This is a genomic window from Nocardia sp. NPDC050630, from assembly GCF_044457245.1.
GTDB lineage: Bacteria > Actinomycetota > Actinomycetes > Mycobacteriales > Mycobacteriaceae > Nocardia.
The window spans coordinates 606,642-622,485 of the sequence record NZ_JBITGN010000001.1 but is presented as its reverse complement, the minus strand read 5'-3'; the positions used below and the strand labels follow the sequence as shown (position 1 = coordinate 622,485).

The following is a 15,844-nucleotide window of genomic DNA, read 5'->3' as shown; positions in this document are numbered from 1 at the left end:
CGAACGCCGAGGTCGGTTGACGATCAAAATGTCCAACAGGGCACAGACCGCGAACCGGCATCTCGCGGTGAAGCAGTTCCCGACACAGCGATGGATCGAGAGGTAAATCGCGTCAAGGCTATTGGTAAAGACTTAGCAAAGCCTGAGAAGTTGGTAAAAAGTGCTCGAATCCGTACCTCCGAATCGGTGTGAAACGCGACACATTCGTACCGAGTTGGCATGTCGGGCCGCACTATTCGGCCCGACAGCACGCGACTAGACGGGCTCGGCAGCCACCCCCCGCACCTCGACCAACTCATCGAATGCCGCTACCGTCAACTCGTCGTCGAACTCGGCGATGCCGTCCATCGTCACCTCGATGACGCGGGCGGTCGCGAGATCGAAGAACAGTCCGGACACCACCACGCCCCGCTCCGCTATACCGCGCCGGACCACGGGATGGGCATGCAACCGTTCCAGTTGCACCGCCACATTCACCATGCCGAGCTGGTCGACCGTGCCGAATCCGGCGAATTCCGCGGCAGCCGCGACCGGATGCCCGAGCCGGAATCGGTCCAGGCTGGGCCGCGCGTAGGCGAGCCAGTCGCCGAGCCCCGATCCGCTGCGCACCTCTCGATGCAGTGCCTCCATCGCGCCGCAACCGGAGTGCCCGCAGACCACCACGGCCCGCACATCCAGCTTCTCCAGCGCGTAGATCAGTGCGGCCTCCACCGAAACATCACTGCCACCGGCCGGGACCAGATTGCCCACGTTGCGAACGGTGAACAGATCGCCCGGCCCGCTATTGGTGATGACATTCGGAACGATACGGGCATCGGCGCAGGTCAGGAAGAAGGTATCGGCGTCGGGCCGGTTGCGCAATCCATGCAAATGGGGGCGCATCAAATGGGCATTGCCGCGATGATAGGCGGCGATACCGGCCGCGATCGGATCCGCCCGATTACCCGTCCGCCGCCACGGCCCGATGACCTCATCGATGACCTGACGCGAGCGCCCACGCTCCGGCGGACCAGCAACCGCCGTCGCCATTCGCGCGCTGCCGAGTTCGACGAAATCGACTGTGCTGCCACCAGCTCGACGCAGACCGGCCCAGTCGGTGATCAGTTCGCAGGAAGCGTGATCGAGGAAGTCGACCGTCATCTCGATGGTCACGTCGACCTCGGCGGGGACCTTCGCGAGTTCGGCGGTCAGCTTGGGCAGCGCGAGGAAGGTGCAGGTGCCGTCGATGGTGACCAGCCAGCGGCGGGCATCGGGCACCGGTTCGGCGTGGATGGCCACCCGCACCACCCGCCACAACAGCAGGCCGAAGGCGAGTACGAGCCCGATCACCATGCCCTGCAATAGGTTCAGGAACACCACACCCAGCACCGTGACCACGTAGACGAACAGGTCGCCGTTGCGCCGGGCCAACCGGATATGGGCCAACTTCACCAGTTGAACGCCGATGAGGATGAGCAGCCCCGCCAGGGCCGCCTTGGGAATCTGCTGCACCAGCCCGGCCAGCGCGACGGCGAACAGCAGGATCCACACGCCGTGCAGTACCGTCGCAGCCCTGGTCCGCGCCCCGGCGTTGGCATTGGTAATGCTGCGCACGATCACGGCCGCGATCGGCAGACCGCCGAGCAGACCCGACACCACATTGGCCGAGCCCTGCCCGATCAGCTCGCGATCGAAATTGGTTCGATGGCCGGGCCGCGTCTTATCTACCGCGACCGCCGAGAGCAGGCTCTCCACGCTGGCGATCAGCGCGATCGTCACCATCGCCATCGCCACGGCGAACCAACCGCCGGACGGGATCGCGGGCAAACCAATCGAATCGAGCAGCGACCCATTCAGCACGACGCGCTCGACATGGGTCGGCAGTACCAGCGACAGGAGCGTGGCGACCATCACGGCAACAAGCGGGCCAGGTACGACGCGGATCGTGGGCGGAACGAACTTCCAGCCGGTCAGGATGACGATCACCACCAGACCGACGAACAGATCGCCGCGGTGCACCGACATCAGCTGATGCGGCAGCTGGATGAGGCTGGCGTAGGACGAACTCAGCGAGTTGCCGCCGAGCAGAATATGGACCTGCTGTAGCGCGATGATGACGCCGATACCGGCGAGCATCGCATGGACCACCACCGGCGCGATGGCGAGTGCGCCACGCGCAACGCGACTGAGCCCGAACATGATCTGCAATAGGCCCGCACCAATGGTGATGAAACAGGTAGCGGACCAACCGAACTGGTGCACGCTCTCGGCGACGACGACGGTGAGACTGGCCGTCGGCCCACTGACCTGTACGGCCGAGCCACCTAGCAGCCCGGCGACGACACCGCCGACCACGGCGGCGATGAGTCCGGCGGCAACCGGCGCGCCCGAGGCGACCGCGATGCCGAGTGAAAGTGGTAGTGCGACAAGGAAAACCACGACAGAAGCGGGTAGGTCGTGGCGGCCGACGGCGGCGAGACTTGCTGGAAGACTTGCGCGAAGCGGCGACGTCCGTGTTACGGGATCGGTGTCGGTGGACATTACTCTCCTTCGCCGAAACGGCTTGGAGCCGATCGGTTCATCGGTCGAACATCTACTGGCATCGAAAGCGAGCGGCGGGCGAAGCTTTCTGGAGAACGCTGGGTGCTACATGTGCTCCGCTGGAGCACTTCTTGGAGCAGTGACCCCATGGCGCGAAGGTCAGACGCAATAGTAAAGACTTCGCAAAGCGTTTGGAAAGATTTGTGGTGCAGATGTGGCCAACTGCTATCAAAATGTGACCCAAGTCACAGCACGGCAGCGGGGATCCCTATTTGAGGGGCGGCCGGAGATGGGGCGGACGTTGCGCCGACAAAAAAGGTCGGGCACCGCGTGGTGCACCGACCTGATTGATGAGTGGTCCCAGCTGGTTTCGAACCAGCGACCTTCCGCGTGTGAGGCGGACGCTCTCCCACTGAGCTATGGGACCGAACTCGGCGCTCGAGCGGCGGCGGAGCAGCCGTTCGAACGAGATGGAACCTTAGCACGCACTACCGGCGTGCCGCCAAATCGCCACCCCGACACGGGCGATCGGCCGTCGAGGTTTGCGACTGCGGTTGGCGTCGGCTCGCGAATTACCAAGGGGTGCAGCAGGTCCCGGAGGGGCCGCGCACATGCACAGGAGCGGGATCACCCATCGCGGGGCTATGGCATCCGAGTGCGCGGGAGTTCAGCTTCGATCCCGTCTGGCGGCCTCGTGCCAACGGGTGCGATACCGCTATGCCACTATTCCCGCCCGATGCGCCCGAGTGAAGCGCGACTCGGTCGCTTCGAGCACCTTTACCCCGCGATGCGTCTTATCGGACCCCGCGAATGACACGCATGTAATTCAACTTCGCGCCGTTCTACCAGCGGATTTGTAGGTTGCGCCGAACGTCGGCTAATGTTCTGTCTCGCACCACGGAGGGCCGCGAGGCCGCCGGAGATGCAAATGCGGATGTAGCGCAGCTGGTAGCGCATCACCTTGCCAAGGTGAGGGTCGCGGGTTCGAATCCCGTCATCCGCTCGAGGAGTAGGGCCAGGCAATAGTTAAAGCCTTCCCCCTTCGCACGGTGGAGTGGCCGAGTGGTGAGGCAACGGCCTGCAAAGCCGTGCACACGGGTTCGATTCCCGTCTCCACCTCGCGCGATTAGCTCAGCGGGAGAGCGCTTCCCTGACACGGAAGAGGTCACTGGTTCAATCCCAGTATCGCGCACCACCGTTTTACCAGGTCAGACCCGGTTTTCACCGGGTCTGATTTTGTTTGTGCCCAACCCCGGCCTTGCGGAAGCTGGGGACGCGTCATGGTGCCTCGCCACGCCCTTGGCGGCTACCCGCGTATGCCACCTCGCGTAGCTGTCGGATTACTTTCGGCACCATCTCGACCTCGCCGGGATGATTGATCATCGGGTCGAAGTAGTCGGTCCGGTGCTCGCCCTCGGCCAAACGCAGATTGATCTCAGCGAGTTTGGTGGTCGGGCCGCCGATGGGGCTGCCGATCAGATCGAGATGTACCTCATGTTCGCCCAGGTATTCTTCGAGTGCTTCGATGGATGCCGATTTCGGTTGTGCCGCATCGGGTTCGGCGAATACCCAGGTAGGCGTCGAATCGCCGAAACGGTACGGCATCAGGCTGCCGTACCTGGCGCGGGCCCAGCCGGTAGCGACGGTGATCACGAACCGACCGACCGTGCTGCGGCCCGTGGTCGCAAGGGCGAAGTCCCATGGCCTGTCGTCACGATCCAGGACGCGAAAGGCGAACCCGAGCACATCCGGCACGGGCCCCGGTAGCCCGGTGCCCTTCGACATACGGGCGATGACGGCCCGTTCACCGCTGCCGAACAGGTTCTCGAACTGGTATTCGGCGTGCAGCCTGCCCGACAGGTGCAGTCCGTCAGGATGGAGGACCCGCGCATGCCGGAGCCTGGCCCCGGCTGCGAACGCGCTTCGCACGACTGCGGCAGATAAATCGACCATGGCGAGCCCTCCGAGGTAGACGACGTGTTGTCTCCCGGTTGCCCCGCGCGTAGCCGGATAAACGGTAAGCGATCCAGGTGGTGATGGCCCCAACGGCAACGATCGAATACCGCGCCGTCGAACGACGCTTGACCGACGACGACAGCAGCGCGACCTCAGCGGCTCCTCGAACGCATGACCGATGTCAATGGACCAAATGGTCGACCCAAGGGGATGGCAGAGCGGCGCTCGACACCTCAGCGATTTCCTGGAGGCGGGCGGAGGGGATTCCTAAGCGGCTCAATTGGATCAGACCCTGGGAGATGACGATGATGTGAGCGCTGAGGGCGGAGAGGGTGGCCCGATCGACTTCCGGGCGGGCGGTTCGTAGGCGATCGGCTACGCCTTCTTCCATGGCGGTGGTTGTGCGGGCGCCGATGGTGGCGACTTCGGGGATGCGGGTGCCGAGTTGGGCGATGCTGTTGATCATGAGGCAACCGCGGCGGTCGGGGTAGGCCGCGCAGTCATCGATGACCGCCTGGAACAGGGCGCGGACGGCGATGCGCGGCGGGCCGGAAGCGGATGTGACGACCTCGCGAACGAAGCGAGCACGGCGTTCGCAGTAGCGCTCGAAGGCGGTGAGGAACAGGCCGCGTTTATTGCCGTAAGCGGCGTAGATGCTGCCGTTCCCGACGCCGGTCGCGCGGGACACGTCCTCCACCGATGTTTCGTCGAAACCCTTCGACCAGAACAGTTCCGTCGCGGCGTCGAGCAGGTTCGATTCATCGAACTGTCGTGGCCGTCCCATGCGCTCACCGTACCAATCGAGCCGTGATGTCGAGCACCTCATTTGTTCTGGAGGCGTTCCTCCATAATACTGGTTGACATGTCCGCAAGTTTCGGTGGTACGGCCCGCAGGCGGGTTGGAGTGCTGGTTTTCGACGGCGTCAAGATGCTCGATTTCGTTGGTCCGGCAGAGGTATTCGTCGAGGCGAATCAGTCGGTGGCAGGTTATGAGGTGGTGCTCGTTTCGGCCGACGGGCGGGACGTGCATACCTCGATCGGTGCGCGCACGCAGGTGAGCTGCGCGGCGGCCGAGGCGGGTCGCTTCGATACGGTCGTGATTCCGGGCAGCGAATTGCCCGTGGATAAGTTCGCGACGCCCGAGGTTTTGGCGGCGGCACGGCACCTGTCGTGGCATACCCGACGGATGACCTCGATCTGCAGCGGCGCGTTCGTGCTGGCCCAACTCGGACTGCTCGACGGTAGGCGGGCGACCACACATTGGAAATTCACCGCCGACCTCGCGCGTCGGTTTCCGTCGGTACTGGTCGAACCGGATGCGATTTTCGTGCGCGACGGCAACCTCTACAGTTCGGCGGGCGTCGCGGCCGGTGTGGATCTCGCGCTGGCGCTGGTCGAGGAGGATCATGGTGCCGATGTCGCCCGACGGGTGGCACAGTCTCTGGTGGTGTACATGCAGCGCGCCGGTGGACAGTCGCAGTTCTCGGCATTACTGAGCGGACCCGCACCACGCAGTCCACTGCTGCGCGGGGTCGTCGATCTGATCTGCGCCGATCCCGCGTTCCCGCATACCGTGCAAAGCCTCGCCGAACACGCGCGCGTCAGCGTCCGGCACCTGACCCGGCTGTTTCGCACGGAACTCGAACGTTCCCCCGCCGAGTACGTGGCATTCATCAGGTTCGGTGTTGCCCGGGATATGTTGCACGCCGGACACAGCGTGACCGAGGCGGCGATGTCCGCCGGATACGGCAGTAGCGAGGCGTTGCGGCGGGCGTTCGTGGCGCGGCTCGGCATTTCGCCGCGCAAGTATCAGCAGCGTTTCCGAACAACCGGATCGACCATGGACACCGAGTTCGCGGCGGCCGTGTCCTGATCGGGGGCATTTGCGGCCGGTCAAGGGGGGCGCGGGTGAGAGGAGGCAGCGGAAACTGCTCAGGGCCACAGCGTCAGATCAGAAAGGACCGCGATGTCCCTCGCATCACCCCCGACCGTTGTACTCGTGCACGGCGCCTTCGCCGATGGGTCGAGTTGGTCACCGGTCACCCAGCGGCTGCTGGACCATGGCCACCGGGTGGTTGCGCCGCCCGTGTTCAATCGCAGCCTGTCCGCCGACGCCGCGTACATCCGGTCGGTAGTCGAACAGATCGATGGGCCGGTGCTGCTGGCCGGGCATTCCTACGGCGGCGCGGTCATCACCGTGGCGGGTGTGGCCGAGAATGTTATCGGTCTGGTCTATGTCTCCGGTTACGCGCTGGAGGAGGGCGAGAGCCTCGGCCAACTGCAGGGCCGGTTCCCGGATTCCGAGCTGGCGGCACATCTGATCTACAGCTCGTATCCGGTCGACGGCGAAACCACCGGAACCGATGTATCCGTCGAAATCGACGCATTCCCGGCCATTTTCGCGGCCGGAGTCGAAGCCGCGGAGGCGCGGGTGCTCGCAGTGTCGCAGCGTCCGCTTTCGGCGACCGCGTTCGGCGAGCCCGCCACCGCCGCAGCATGGAAGACCAAGCCGGGCTGGGGAATTGTGTCCAGCGCCGACCGCACCATCAATCCGGACGTCGAGCGTTACGGCTATCGACGGGCCGGGCTGCGGGCGGTCGTCGAGATCGATGCACCGCACCTGGTGATGCGGAGCCATCCGGACCAGGTCGCGTCCGTCATCACCGACGCGATCGCCGAATTGTCCTGATCCACAACACGAGAGAAAGGCACCACCATGTCCGGTAATCCGTTGGGCATCTCGCTCGAGCAGGCGGCGCAGGAGTTCGTCGACGCCACGTCCCAGCCGCCGTTCCTCTACCAGCTCGCCCCGGAGGAGGGCCGCAAGGCGGTGGATTCGGTGCAGGATTCGCCGATTTTCAAGCCCGAGATCGATGAGGAATGGGTCACCGTCGAGGGCGGTCCGACCGGCTCGGTGCGGGCACGCATCGTCAAGCCACAGGGGGTCACCGAGGTGTTGCCGGTGATCATCTACACCCATGGCGCGGGTTGGGTTTTCGGCGATGCACACACCCACGACCGGCTCGTGCGCGATCTCGCCGTCGGGGTGCGCGCGGCCGTTGTCTTCCCCGAATACGATCGGTCCCCGGAGGCGCGTTATCCGGTTGCCAACGAGCAGTCTTACCGGGTCGCCCAGTGGGTGACGACCGACGGTGCCGAGCACGGCCTGGACGCGTCCCGGATCGCGGTCGCGGGTGATTCGGTCGGCGGCAATATGGCCATCGCGCTGACGCTCATGGCGAAGGAGCGCGGCGACGTCTCGTTCGCGCAGCAGGTACTGTTCTACCCGGTGACCGACGCGAACTTCGACACCGGCTCCTACCAGCGGTTCGCCGAGGGATACTTCCTGACTCGCGACGGAATGCAATGGTTCTGGGATCAATACACCACCAGCGCCGAAGAGCGTGCGCAGATCACCGTGTCGCCGCTGCGGGCCAGCACAGAGCAGTTGAGCGGGCTGCCGCCCGCGCTGGTCATCACCGCCGAGGCAGATGTGTTGCGCGATGAGGGCGAAGCCTTCGCGGGCAAGTTGCGTGCCGCGGGTGTTCCGGTGACACAGGTGCGCTACGGGGGGATCATCCACGACTTCGTCATGGTGAACGCGATGCACGATACCCACGCCGCTAAAGCCGCTGTCGCCCAGGCTGTTGCGACGCTCGAGGGTGCCCTGCACACAGCGTGATCGACCTCGTTCGCAAACAGATCAGGAGCAATCCATGACCGCTGCAACCATCGTGCTCGTCCACGGCGCGTTCGCCGATTCTTCCAGTTGGAACGGCGTCATCGAACGTCTACGCGCACAAGGACATTCCGTGATCGCCGCCGCAAATCCGCTGCGCGGCCTCGACAGTGACGCGGCCTACATCGCGTCGGTCCTCGATAGCGTCGAGGGCCCGTGCGTGCTCGTCGGCCACTCCTACGGTGGCAGTGTCATCAGCGTGGCGGCCGAAGGGAAGGCCAACGTCACCGCATTGGTCTACGTTGCCGCGTTCATTCCCGACGAGAACGAGAGCGCGCTACAACTGACCGACAAGTACCCCGGCTCCACCTTGGGACCGAACACCCGTCCCGCGAGTTACCCGCTGTCCGATGGCAGCACGGGGACCGAGCTCTACATCCGCCAGGATCAGTTCCACCGCCAGTTCGCCGCCGACGTCCCGGCGGCAACAGCTGAACTGATGGCCGCCACGCAGCGACCGGTCGCCCTTGCCGCACTGCAGGAGACTGCTACCGCGGCAGCGTGGAAGTCGGTTTCCACGTTCGCATTGCTGACCACCGATGATCAGAATATCCCCATCGAGGTGCAGCGATTCATGGCCGAACGCGCCGGGGCCGACACCGTCGAAATCTCCGCCTCGCATGCGGTTTCGGTATCCGAGCCCCAGGCGGTCGCCGACCTGATCCTTCGGGCGGTAGAGCGCTAGTCCGCGTCGAACCGACTCGCGCTGCGGGAATTGCGGCGCGAGTCGGGATGGGGTCGGCGCGGTGTCGGCAGGTCGGGTTCGGCCGCGGCGCTGTCGAGGGGCGGTCCTGGCTGATGGTGAACATAGAACCGTTTCCGATGACGATCAGGAAATATCGACGACAGCGACATCGAGCTGGCGGACGCAGAGAAACCCCGTCGTGGGCCGGGTTGTCGGTGGTCGACATTAGGCTTTGTCGCACAGGTCGAGTGAAGCCGAGTCGTGGTCAGGGGTGCAGGTGACGGCAAGCGAGGTCGATGGGCGCGATCGCGCCGCCGCGGACGCCGCTCCCGAGGTGCTCGACGATATCGCCGGGGATGTGTCGTTCGATCTCGAGGAGATCAACGAGCTTTTGGGGGAATTGATCGAGATGCGGGGTGACCGCAAGCGGCGCGATGCCGAAATCGTGGGGTTTCGGCTGGGGGTGAGCGGGGAGGCACCGGAGACATTGGCGCGGATCGGTGCCCGATTCGATCTGTCGCGGGATCGGGTTCGGCAGTTGCATACCCGGGCGGTGGCGCAGATTCTGCGGGAAGCGCAGTTGAGCGGACATCGAGCGGCCGAGGTGTTCGGGGCGCGGTATCCGGTGGGGACGCGGGATCAGCAGTTGGTGCGGGCGCTGTTGGTGGAGACCTACGCGACCGATACCGATCTGGCCGCCAATGAGTTGGCTTATCTGAAGCTGCGGCTGGCGGGGCACGCCGGCGAGGATGCCAAGCGGGTCGCCGGATATGTCATGCAGCGGATCATGGCGTGGCAGAAGAAGACGAATCGGCGGTTGGCGAAACTGCACGAGCCGCTGGCGACGAGTGAGCTGAATTCATGGCTGGAACAGGTCGAATGGCCCGCCTCCGCACCGGGCCCCGCTCCCCTGCCGATCGCCTCGGCGCGCACGGTCGATGGCGATGACGAAGGACGCGGGAGGTTCTATCTCGACAAGGTCGGACGCGATGTCGGCTTCGATTCCGGTCTGGAGGCTCGACTGCTGCGTACGGTGAATGCCAGCGACCTGGTCGAGACGTTCCAGGAGCAACCGAGTGCGGTCACTTACGAAATAGACGGCGCGGATCGGATCTACTACCCCACCATCGCCGCACGACTTGCCGATGGGCGCGTGGTCCTTATCGATGTCGAACCGCTGGGACACGTCGGCTTCCACATCAATCGGATCAAATCGGCGGCGGGTCGCGCCCATGCGCACGCCAACGGCTGGGGCTGGCTGGTGTGGACCGGCAGCAAGGTCGGGATTCCAGACCTATTGCGACGCAAGGTAGCTGCGCCGGCCGAAAGTCGACTGCGGGAGTTGGTCGAGCGTGGTCCGGTGTCTTGGTCCGCGCTGCGACAATTGCGCGATGAGGTGGAACTGGATGTACTGGACCTGATCGCGCTGGTGCTGCGCAACGAATGGCGTTGGGACCGTGCGCCATTCCGCTTGAGCGGCACGCACCAGAGCTGAACCGGCTCAGCGCACGAACATCGCCCCTGCGATGAATGTCACGATCAGCATCATCGCGCAATAGGTGATCAGCTGCCAGTGACCGATCGCCTTCTGCATGCTCACGATGGTGGCGCGCAGGCTGGCGTCGATGCGGTGATGATCATCGAGCTTGCGCCTGACCTCGGCCAGCGAGTCCGCGCGTTTCTGCGCGGACTCCTCGGCGCGTTCCAGCCGGGTAGTGAGCTTCATGATCTGTTTCTGCTTGTCCCGCACGGTTTTTCGGGACATAGCCAAGGTGGTGCGTTGGTTGACCAACTCCTGGCGCTGCCGAGCGATGACGCTGGCCTGCGTTCTCGTGTGGTGTTCCCAGTCGGTCACGGTGGCCCATCCTCCGGTCTTCACATCGCGGTAGCCCCAAGCGATTTCACCCCGCACCCAGCCGGACAGGAAATCGCGCAGTTCATAGGGTTCCCGGCGCGGCACGACGAGCGCGCTGTTCGAGGCGTCGAACATGCCGTCTTCGACCCGGTAATCGCAGGCGGGCGGCGCGAAATCGGCAATGCCGAGCGCGGGCAGATGCCCGACCCAGTAGCCCGGCGGGCACAGCCACAGCACCCCGTCGCAGCCGGAGGTGCGCAGGCGCGTCGTGTGATGTTGCGCGGATTCCCGATCCAGCGGTCCGGTGCGGACCTCGATGGCGTACTGCCGCTCGCCGCTGCGCCAGAGTACGTCCACCGGGACGTCACCTACCCGGCGATCCACCTCGGCCAGGTCCGCACCGTAGGACACGAGTCGACCGCACAGCCAATACTTCAGCCGCTGGATATCCCATTGCGCGGCGGCACATTCCGGACATGTGCAACCGTATCCGCCAGCCCGGACCGCTGTGCGGCCATCCGGCGCCCGGACGTCCGCGATGCGACCGTCCGACAACCCCAATTCGGCGAGCATCGCCCGACGCCCGCACGCCCGCTCGACGCGCTGCTTCGTTCTCACGCGACCTCACCCCTGCCCAAAACCACCGCAGGTCAGGTACGACCTACGCCATAGATCAAGAGTGCGTCAGCTTTGGCTCGCCCGCCAGCCCCCTTTACCCCGCGCTCGGGTGCGCCACAACCCGCGAATACGCTCCGACCAGCCGATGTGCGCTGTCTCACAAGCGATTTCCTGCGACACGCGAGAGCATCGCCACAGTTATTCCGATGATTGATAGTTGCGGCCATTCCTGCAACACGGCCGGGCACGGATCGATGTTGTCGCACCCAGCGGACGAAACCGGACGAATCGTGCACGGCGGGGTCGGGGCCGGTACTCGAACCGGCGTCGGTACCGATCGACAGATAGAATCGGCCGGCCACGAGCGGAGTTTCGGGCAATACGGGGAAGAAGGTATGGGATGGACCACGACGAGCGGAGTGGCGAATCGATCGGCGCACTCTTGTCGAGTCTCGCGACAACTCTGCGCGAGGTGAGCAATAAACTCGACGCCGTTGCCGCGCACGTGGACGACGATCGTAATCTCGCCGGTCGCTTGGCCAAGCTGGAGGCGTGGGCTTTCCGCACGGGGGAGGATGTTTCCAAGATCGGGTCGCGTTTGGAGCAAGTCGTCACCGTCGAACCGGGTGACGAACCGGCCGGGCCCGCGCCGCTCATCCGTCCCGAGCCCGCTCCCATGGCCAGAGAACGGCGCGAACCGATTCCATCGCGTCGCGACCGTCTCGATGCCGTCAACGGACGGGCCGACACCACGAGTGCGCGCACCGAAATCGGTCGCAACGACCTCCCGGATATCACGACTGTGCTCAGCGAGACGCCGACCGGACGCAACAACCGCTCCGACACCACCGCAACAAACGAGCGCCTCGAACCCGCGACCGCCCGCAATGAGCGCAGCACGCCTACGACCGGATCCAACGGACGCTTAGCGAGCCCGACGGGACGTCTGGACGCCCCGACCGGACGCAACGAACGGCTGGAAGCTCCCGAAGACCACGCGAACCCCCGCCCCGCACGGACCGAATTCACCGCGCCGATCACTCGCACCGAACACCTCGAACCCTTCGGCCCCGCGACGCCCAACGACTCGCTGTCCCTCCCGGCGCGGACACCGCAGCCCGTGCCGCCCCCGGTCCCCGCGACCTACCGCAGTGAACCGCTGTCCGCACCCGCCTCGCGCCCCGATTGGCTCGACTCGAGCACGTCGGCCAGCACCGAACCTGCCGCGCCGACATATACCAATTCGCAGCCGGCGACCTCAGGCGACCGGCTCGAATACGGCTCGATCGGCACGAGCAACGGCCGCTTGGAGCCGCTCACCTCGCCCCGCAACGGCTACGAGGACGCAACGCCTACAACCCGTCCGGATTCCGGCATGACCGCACCCCGCGCCGAGGACAACGGCGCACTGACCCCTGGCGCACACCGCGCGAGTACCGGGGAGGACAACTCCCACGTCGACAAGTTGCAGGCCATGCTCGACGAACTCAAGCGCAATCCCAACGGCCCGTTCGGCCGCCCCGAACCAACTGCCGCGGCGAACGAGCTACCCGGGGTGGACCCGAACTTCGCGATCCGTACCGAGGGCTGAGCAAAGCAACTCACCGACCCGACGAGTCCAGACCGGCGAGCGTGCCGCGAATCAATTCGCGCAGCCATCGGTGGCCGTTGTCGGCGGTGTTTCGGGGGTGCCACGCCATGGCGATGGCGATTTCGGGCAGGGGTAGGGGGATTTCGAAGGCGCACAGGCCGAGTGCGGTGCGAGTGGTCGCGGTGAGCGCGGCGGGGACCGGGCAGACCAGATCACCGGAACGGACCGCTAGCAGGGCGCTGGTCAGGTCGGGAACGGTGGCCACGACGCGGCGGGTGCGACCGTGCAGCGCCAAGCGATCGTCGATGGAACCACGGGCGCGGCCGCGGCGGGAGATGCCGAGTTGGGCGGCCGCGGCGAACCGGGCCACGGTTACGCGGTCGGTGATCAGCGGATGTTTCGGTGCCGCCACACCGATTACGCGGTCGCGCAGTACGCGTTGCACGGTGGTCTCGGGATCGGTGTGCTCGATGACGCCGACCTCGATATCGACGCGGCCATCGCGCAGCGCGGCGGTGCCCTCGTCGCGGTCCGGAAGCAGGTGCAGTGTCACGCCGGGCGCCTGCGCACGGACGGCCGCCAGCAGTGGGGTCGCCAATTCGCCGAGCACCATATCGCCGGCTTGCACCGCGAAGTCGCGTTTCAGCGTGGTCGGGTCCAGTGCGCCGCGCGGGGCGAGCAGCGTCCGTCCCCGCTCCACCAAAACGCCGACCTCATAACGCAATTCGAGTGCGCGCGGCGTCGGCACCAGGTTGCGGCCCGCGCGCACCAGCAGCGGATCGCCCAGCACCCGGCGCAGCCTTGCCAGCGTTCGGCTCATCGCGGGCGCCGAGGTATGCATCCGCTCGGCGGCCCGAGTGACGCTGTTGGTCTCCAGCAGCGCATCCAGAGCAACCAGCAGATTCATGTCGAGGGCGTCCACTCCTGGATTATCCAGAATGGAATGGCTGGTGACCAATATTGCACTGGTTGATAATCCGTCGCGTGGACCTCGATGCGTTGGCGCATCCGATCACAGAGTCTGGTCGGAATGACCGCGTATCCAATGCGGCGTCGGTCACACTGTGCACCGCTTCGACTCGAAACCCACAGTGGCACTGCGAAATCAACATGCGGCCGGACTCTGTTCCGTTCCCGCATTCCTCCGGCGACCGCTGCCACGATCGGCATCGGCTGGTGAAGAACGAAAGATCCCTCCCCGCGATCGGCGATGCCGATAGAACCCGCGCAGGGGCAGTACGCACGTCCGCTCGACGCCGCAACCCAGATCTAACGCGACAGCATAGAGGAGCGCCCAGCCAACGCCGGGCGCATTGCGGGCAATCGACCTAGGGCGTGCGCTGTTCGACGGAGACCGCGGGCGCGGCTTCCGGCGCGGGGGCAAGCACCGGCCCCTTCGACCGCTCGGCGAGCCCACGATACGAAGACGGTTTGATCGTCCGGAACCATTGTGCCGCACGGGTCCTGCGCGGCAGCCGGAATTTCAGGTCGGCCAGCATCTCATCGAGATTGTGGATCGAGAACGGGGTGATGGCGCCGCCGTGCGCGTGATGGCCGCCTGTGCGTTCGGCCATCCAACGCAGCCGCTCGTCGACGTGCGCGGTCATTTCTTCCTGCGTCGGCAGAGCAAGACGGCCGCGCAGCAGTGCCGCGGTCCACTGCGCGCCGACCTCGGCGCTGAGTGTGCTGATGACCGAGGAGTTGTATCCAACGAAGCTCAGATTGGGCACGCCGATCGGCAGGATCTGCCGGTACAGGCGGAAATTGCCGTCGTCATCGGTGAGCTGGCGCTGCACATACGGGGTGAGGAACGGCACCCGCTGGTGGAATCCGGTCGCGCAGATGACGATATCGGCCTGCAGGGTTGTGCCGTTGGACAGTCGCACCTGGTTCGCGGCCAACTCGGTGATGGTGCTGTCGCGGTGCACCGCGATCATTCCCATCCCCACCCGCTCGAAGAAATCCTCGGTGACCAGGCTGACCGTGCTCTCAGCGATATCCTCGAAGCGTCCATCGGGCACCAGACCCAGTTCGCGCAGATGCGAGTTCTTGGTGACGAGCTCCTGAATCACATCGAAATTGCTTTCGCGGAAGCTACGTCCGGAACCGTGCAGGAACCGCTCGATCCGACCGAGCTCCTGATAGCGGAAGTGTGCCTCGCCCAGTCTGGTCAGCATCAGCCGCTCGTAGTCGACCAGCCCGCGCGCCAACTTGCGCGGCATCTTCCACAGCAGCCGCCGGGCGACCACATTCGTCGAAGCCGCGACATGGCTTACTGCCTCGGCGATATCGCAGGCAGATTTGCCGTAGCCGACCACCACGACCGATTTCCCACGCGCCCACTCGACATCCAGGAACTCCGAGGCGTGCCCGACCTGTCCACCCGCCTGCCGGAACCGCTCGATGCCTGGATAGTCGGGCACCGCGGGCTCACTGAATATTCCGTTCGCGATGACCAGATGGTCGCAGGAGGTGCGGTGAACGCCGATGTGGTCACGGATCTCCAGCAGCCAGCCGCTGTCCACCGGATCGGCCGCCACCACCTCGGTGCCCAAGCGCAGGCTCTCGCCGAAGCCGAAGTGCCGCACGTACCCGTCGAGGTACTGCTGCATCTGCTGCCCGTCCGGCACCCGCGGATAGTCGTCGGGCATCGGGAAGTCGGAGAAGTGATACGTGTTTTTGCTGTTCTGTGCGCGCACACCGGGATACCGGCGCGTCGCGCTCCATACTCCGCCGACGTCCGGGGTCCGATCGAATACCTCGACCGGAAATCCCTCCTGGCGCAATATTTTCGCGCAGGCAAGGCCTGCGATGCCCGCACCTACGATTGCGACGCGGTTCCCGCTCGTCATGGCACGGAGATTACGTCGCTCACGCGAA

12 protein-coding genes and 4 tRNA genes are annotated in these 15,844 nt (G+C 65.2%); 9 read left to right on the top strand and 7 right to left on the bottom strand.

The genetic code is table 11. The features are described from left to right. Positions 1-255: 255 nt before the first annotated feature. Entirely contained in the window at positions 256-2,520 is a 2,265-nt protein-coding gene (locus ACIBG0_RS02730; protein WP_397028576.1) for a SulP family inorganic anion transporter, read from the bottom strand. A gap of 355 nt (positions 2,521-2,875) precedes the next feature. Next, positions 2,876-2,947, bottom strand: a tRNA-Val gene (locus ACIBG0_RS02725). A gap of 503 nt (positions 2,948-3,450) precedes the next feature. On the opposite strand from ACIBG0_RS02725, the gene ACIBG0_RS02720 reads away from it, so the two are divergent. From ACIBG0_RS02720 to ACIBG0_RS02710, 3 genes are all read left to right on the top strand, one after another. Beyond that, a tRNA-Gly gene (locus ACIBG0_RS02720) sits at positions 3,451-3,523 on the top strand. A gap of 45 nt (positions 3,524-3,568) precedes the next feature. Next, positions 3,569-3,639 (top strand) — tRNA-Cys (locus tag ACIBG0_RS02715). Between the two features lies 1 nt (position 3,640). Continuing rightward, positions 3,641-3,715, top strand: a tRNA-Val gene (locus ACIBG0_RS02710). An 83-nt stretch (positions 3,716-3,798) separates the two neighbouring features. Here ACIBG0_RS02710 and ACIBG0_RS02705 read toward each other — a convergent pair. Then, a complete protein-coding gene (locus ACIBG0_RS02705; protein WP_397028574.1) occupies positions 3,799-4,473 on the bottom strand; it encodes a phosphodiesterase in 675 nt (224 codons plus the stop codon). 184 nt (positions 4,474-4,657) lie between these two features. Then, a complete protein-coding gene (locus ACIBG0_RS02700; protein WP_397028573.1) occupies positions 4,658-5,260 on the bottom strand; it encodes a TetR/AcrR family transcriptional regulator in 603 nt (200 codons plus the stop codon). Positions 5,261-5,338: 78 nt separating this feature from the next. On the opposite strand from ACIBG0_RS02700, the gene ACIBG0_RS02695 reads away from it, so the two are divergent. The 5 genes from ACIBG0_RS02695 to ACIBG0_RS02675 all read left to right on the top strand — a co-directional run bounded on the left by ACIBG0_RS02695 (position 5,339) and on the right by ACIBG0_RS02675 (position 10,395). Continuing rightward, on the top strand, positions 5,339-6,349 hold the full coding sequence (locus ACIBG0_RS02695) for a GlxA family transcriptional regulator (RefSeq protein WP_397028571.1): 1,011 nt from the start codon (positions 5,339-5,341) through the stop codon (positions 6,347-6,349). A gap of 93 nt (positions 6,350-6,442) precedes the next feature. Further along, positions 6,443-7,165: an alpha/beta fold hydrolase gene (locus ACIBG0_RS02690; RefSeq protein WP_397028570.1), complete on the top strand. Its 723-nt coding sequence runs from the start codon at positions 6,443-6,445 to the stop codon at positions 7,163-7,165. A 27-nt stretch (positions 7,166-7,192) separates the two neighbouring features. Further along, positions 7,193-8,158 carry an alpha/beta hydrolase gene (locus tag ACIBG0_RS02685; RefSeq protein WP_397028569.1) on the top strand — a complete coding sequence of 322 codons (966 nt, stop codon included), beginning with the start codon at positions 7,193-7,195 and terminating at the stop codon, positions 8,156-8,158. Positions 8,159-8,192: 34 nt separating this feature from the next. Next, positions 8,193-8,900 (top strand): alpha/beta fold hydrolase, encoded by a 708-nt coding sequence (locus tag ACIBG0_RS02680; RefSeq protein ID WP_397028568.1) that lies wholly within the window; start codon positions 8,193-8,195, stop codon positions 8,898-8,900. Positions 8,901-9,177: 277 nt separating this feature from the next. After that, the gene (locus ACIBG0_RS02675; protein WP_397028567.1) at positions 9,178-10,395 is read left to right on the top strand and encodes a sigma factor-like helix-turn-helix DNA-binding protein; all 1,218 of its coding nucleotides are present in this window, start codon (positions 9,178-9,180) and stop codon (positions 10,393-10,395) included. A 6-nt stretch (positions 10,396-10,401) separates the two neighbouring features. Here ACIBG0_RS02675 and ACIBG0_RS02670 read toward each other — a convergent pair whose 3' ends face one another. Continuing rightward, a complete protein-coding gene (locus tag ACIBG0_RS02670; RefSeq protein ID WP_397028566.1) occupies positions 10,402-11,373 on the bottom strand; it encodes a hypothetical protein in 972 nt (323 codons plus the stop codon). A gap of 400 nt (positions 11,374-11,773) precedes the next feature. Between ACIBG0_RS02670 and ACIBG0_RS02665 the strand changes: the two genes are divergently transcribed. Continuing rightward, entirely contained in the window at positions 11,774-12,964 is a 1,191-nt protein-coding gene (locus ACIBG0_RS02665) for a hypothetical protein (RefSeq protein WP_397028564.1), read from the top strand. Positions 12,965-12,974: 10 nt separating this feature from the next. Here ACIBG0_RS02665 and ACIBG0_RS02660 read toward each other — a convergent pair whose 3' ends face one another. Both ACIBG0_RS02660 and ACIBG0_RS02655 read right to left on the bottom strand, forming a co-directional pair. Beyond that, a complete protein-coding gene (locus ACIBG0_RS02660; protein ID WP_397028563.1) occupies positions 12,975-13,886 on the bottom strand; it encodes a LysR family transcriptional regulator in 912 nt (303 codons plus the stop codon). A 406-nt stretch (positions 13,887-14,292) separates the two neighbouring features. Beyond that, the gene (locus ACIBG0_RS02655) at positions 14,293-15,816 is read right to left on the bottom strand and encodes a flavin-containing monooxygenase (RefSeq protein WP_397028561.1); all 1,524 of its coding nucleotides are present in this window, start codon (positions 15,814-15,816) and stop codon (positions 14,293-14,295) included. Between the last annotated feature and the right edge of the window lie 28 nt (positions 15,817-15,844).

Coding starts and splice junctions, on each gene's coding strand:
- ACIBG0_RS02730 (WP_397028576.1), bottom strand. CDS start 2,520: ATGTCCACCGACACCGATCCCGTAACACGGACGTCGCCGCTTCGCGCA.
- ACIBG0_RS02705 (WP_397028574.1), bottom strand. CDS start 4,473: ATGGTCGATTTATCTGCCGCAGTCGTGCGAAGCGCGTTCGCAGCCGGG.
- ACIBG0_RS02700 (WP_397028573.1), bottom strand. CDS start 5,260: ATGGGACGGCCACGACAGTTCGATGAATCGAACCTGCTCGACGCCGCG.
- ACIBG0_RS02695 (WP_397028571.1), top strand. CDS start 5,339: ATGTCCGCAAGTTTCGGTGGTACGGCCCGCAGGCGGGTTGGAGTGCTG.
- ACIBG0_RS02690 (WP_397028570.1), top strand. CDS start 6,443: ATGTCCCTCGCATCACCCCCGACCGTTGTACTCGTGCACGGCGCCTTC.
- ACIBG0_RS02685 (WP_397028569.1), top strand. CDS start 7,193: ATGTCCGGTAATCCGTTGGGCATCTCGCTCGAGCAGGCGGCGCAGGAG.
- ACIBG0_RS02680 (WP_397028568.1), top strand. CDS start 8,193: ATGACCGCTGCAACCATCGTGCTCGTCCACGGCGCGTTCGCCGATTCT.
- ACIBG0_RS02665 (WP_397028564.1), top strand. CDS start 11,774: ATGGACCACGACGAGCGGAGTGGCGAATCGATCGGCGCACTCTTGTCG.
- ACIBG0_RS02655 (WP_397028561.1), bottom strand. CDS start 15,816: ATGACGAGCGGGAACCGCGTCGCAATCGTAGGTGCGGGCATCGCAGGC.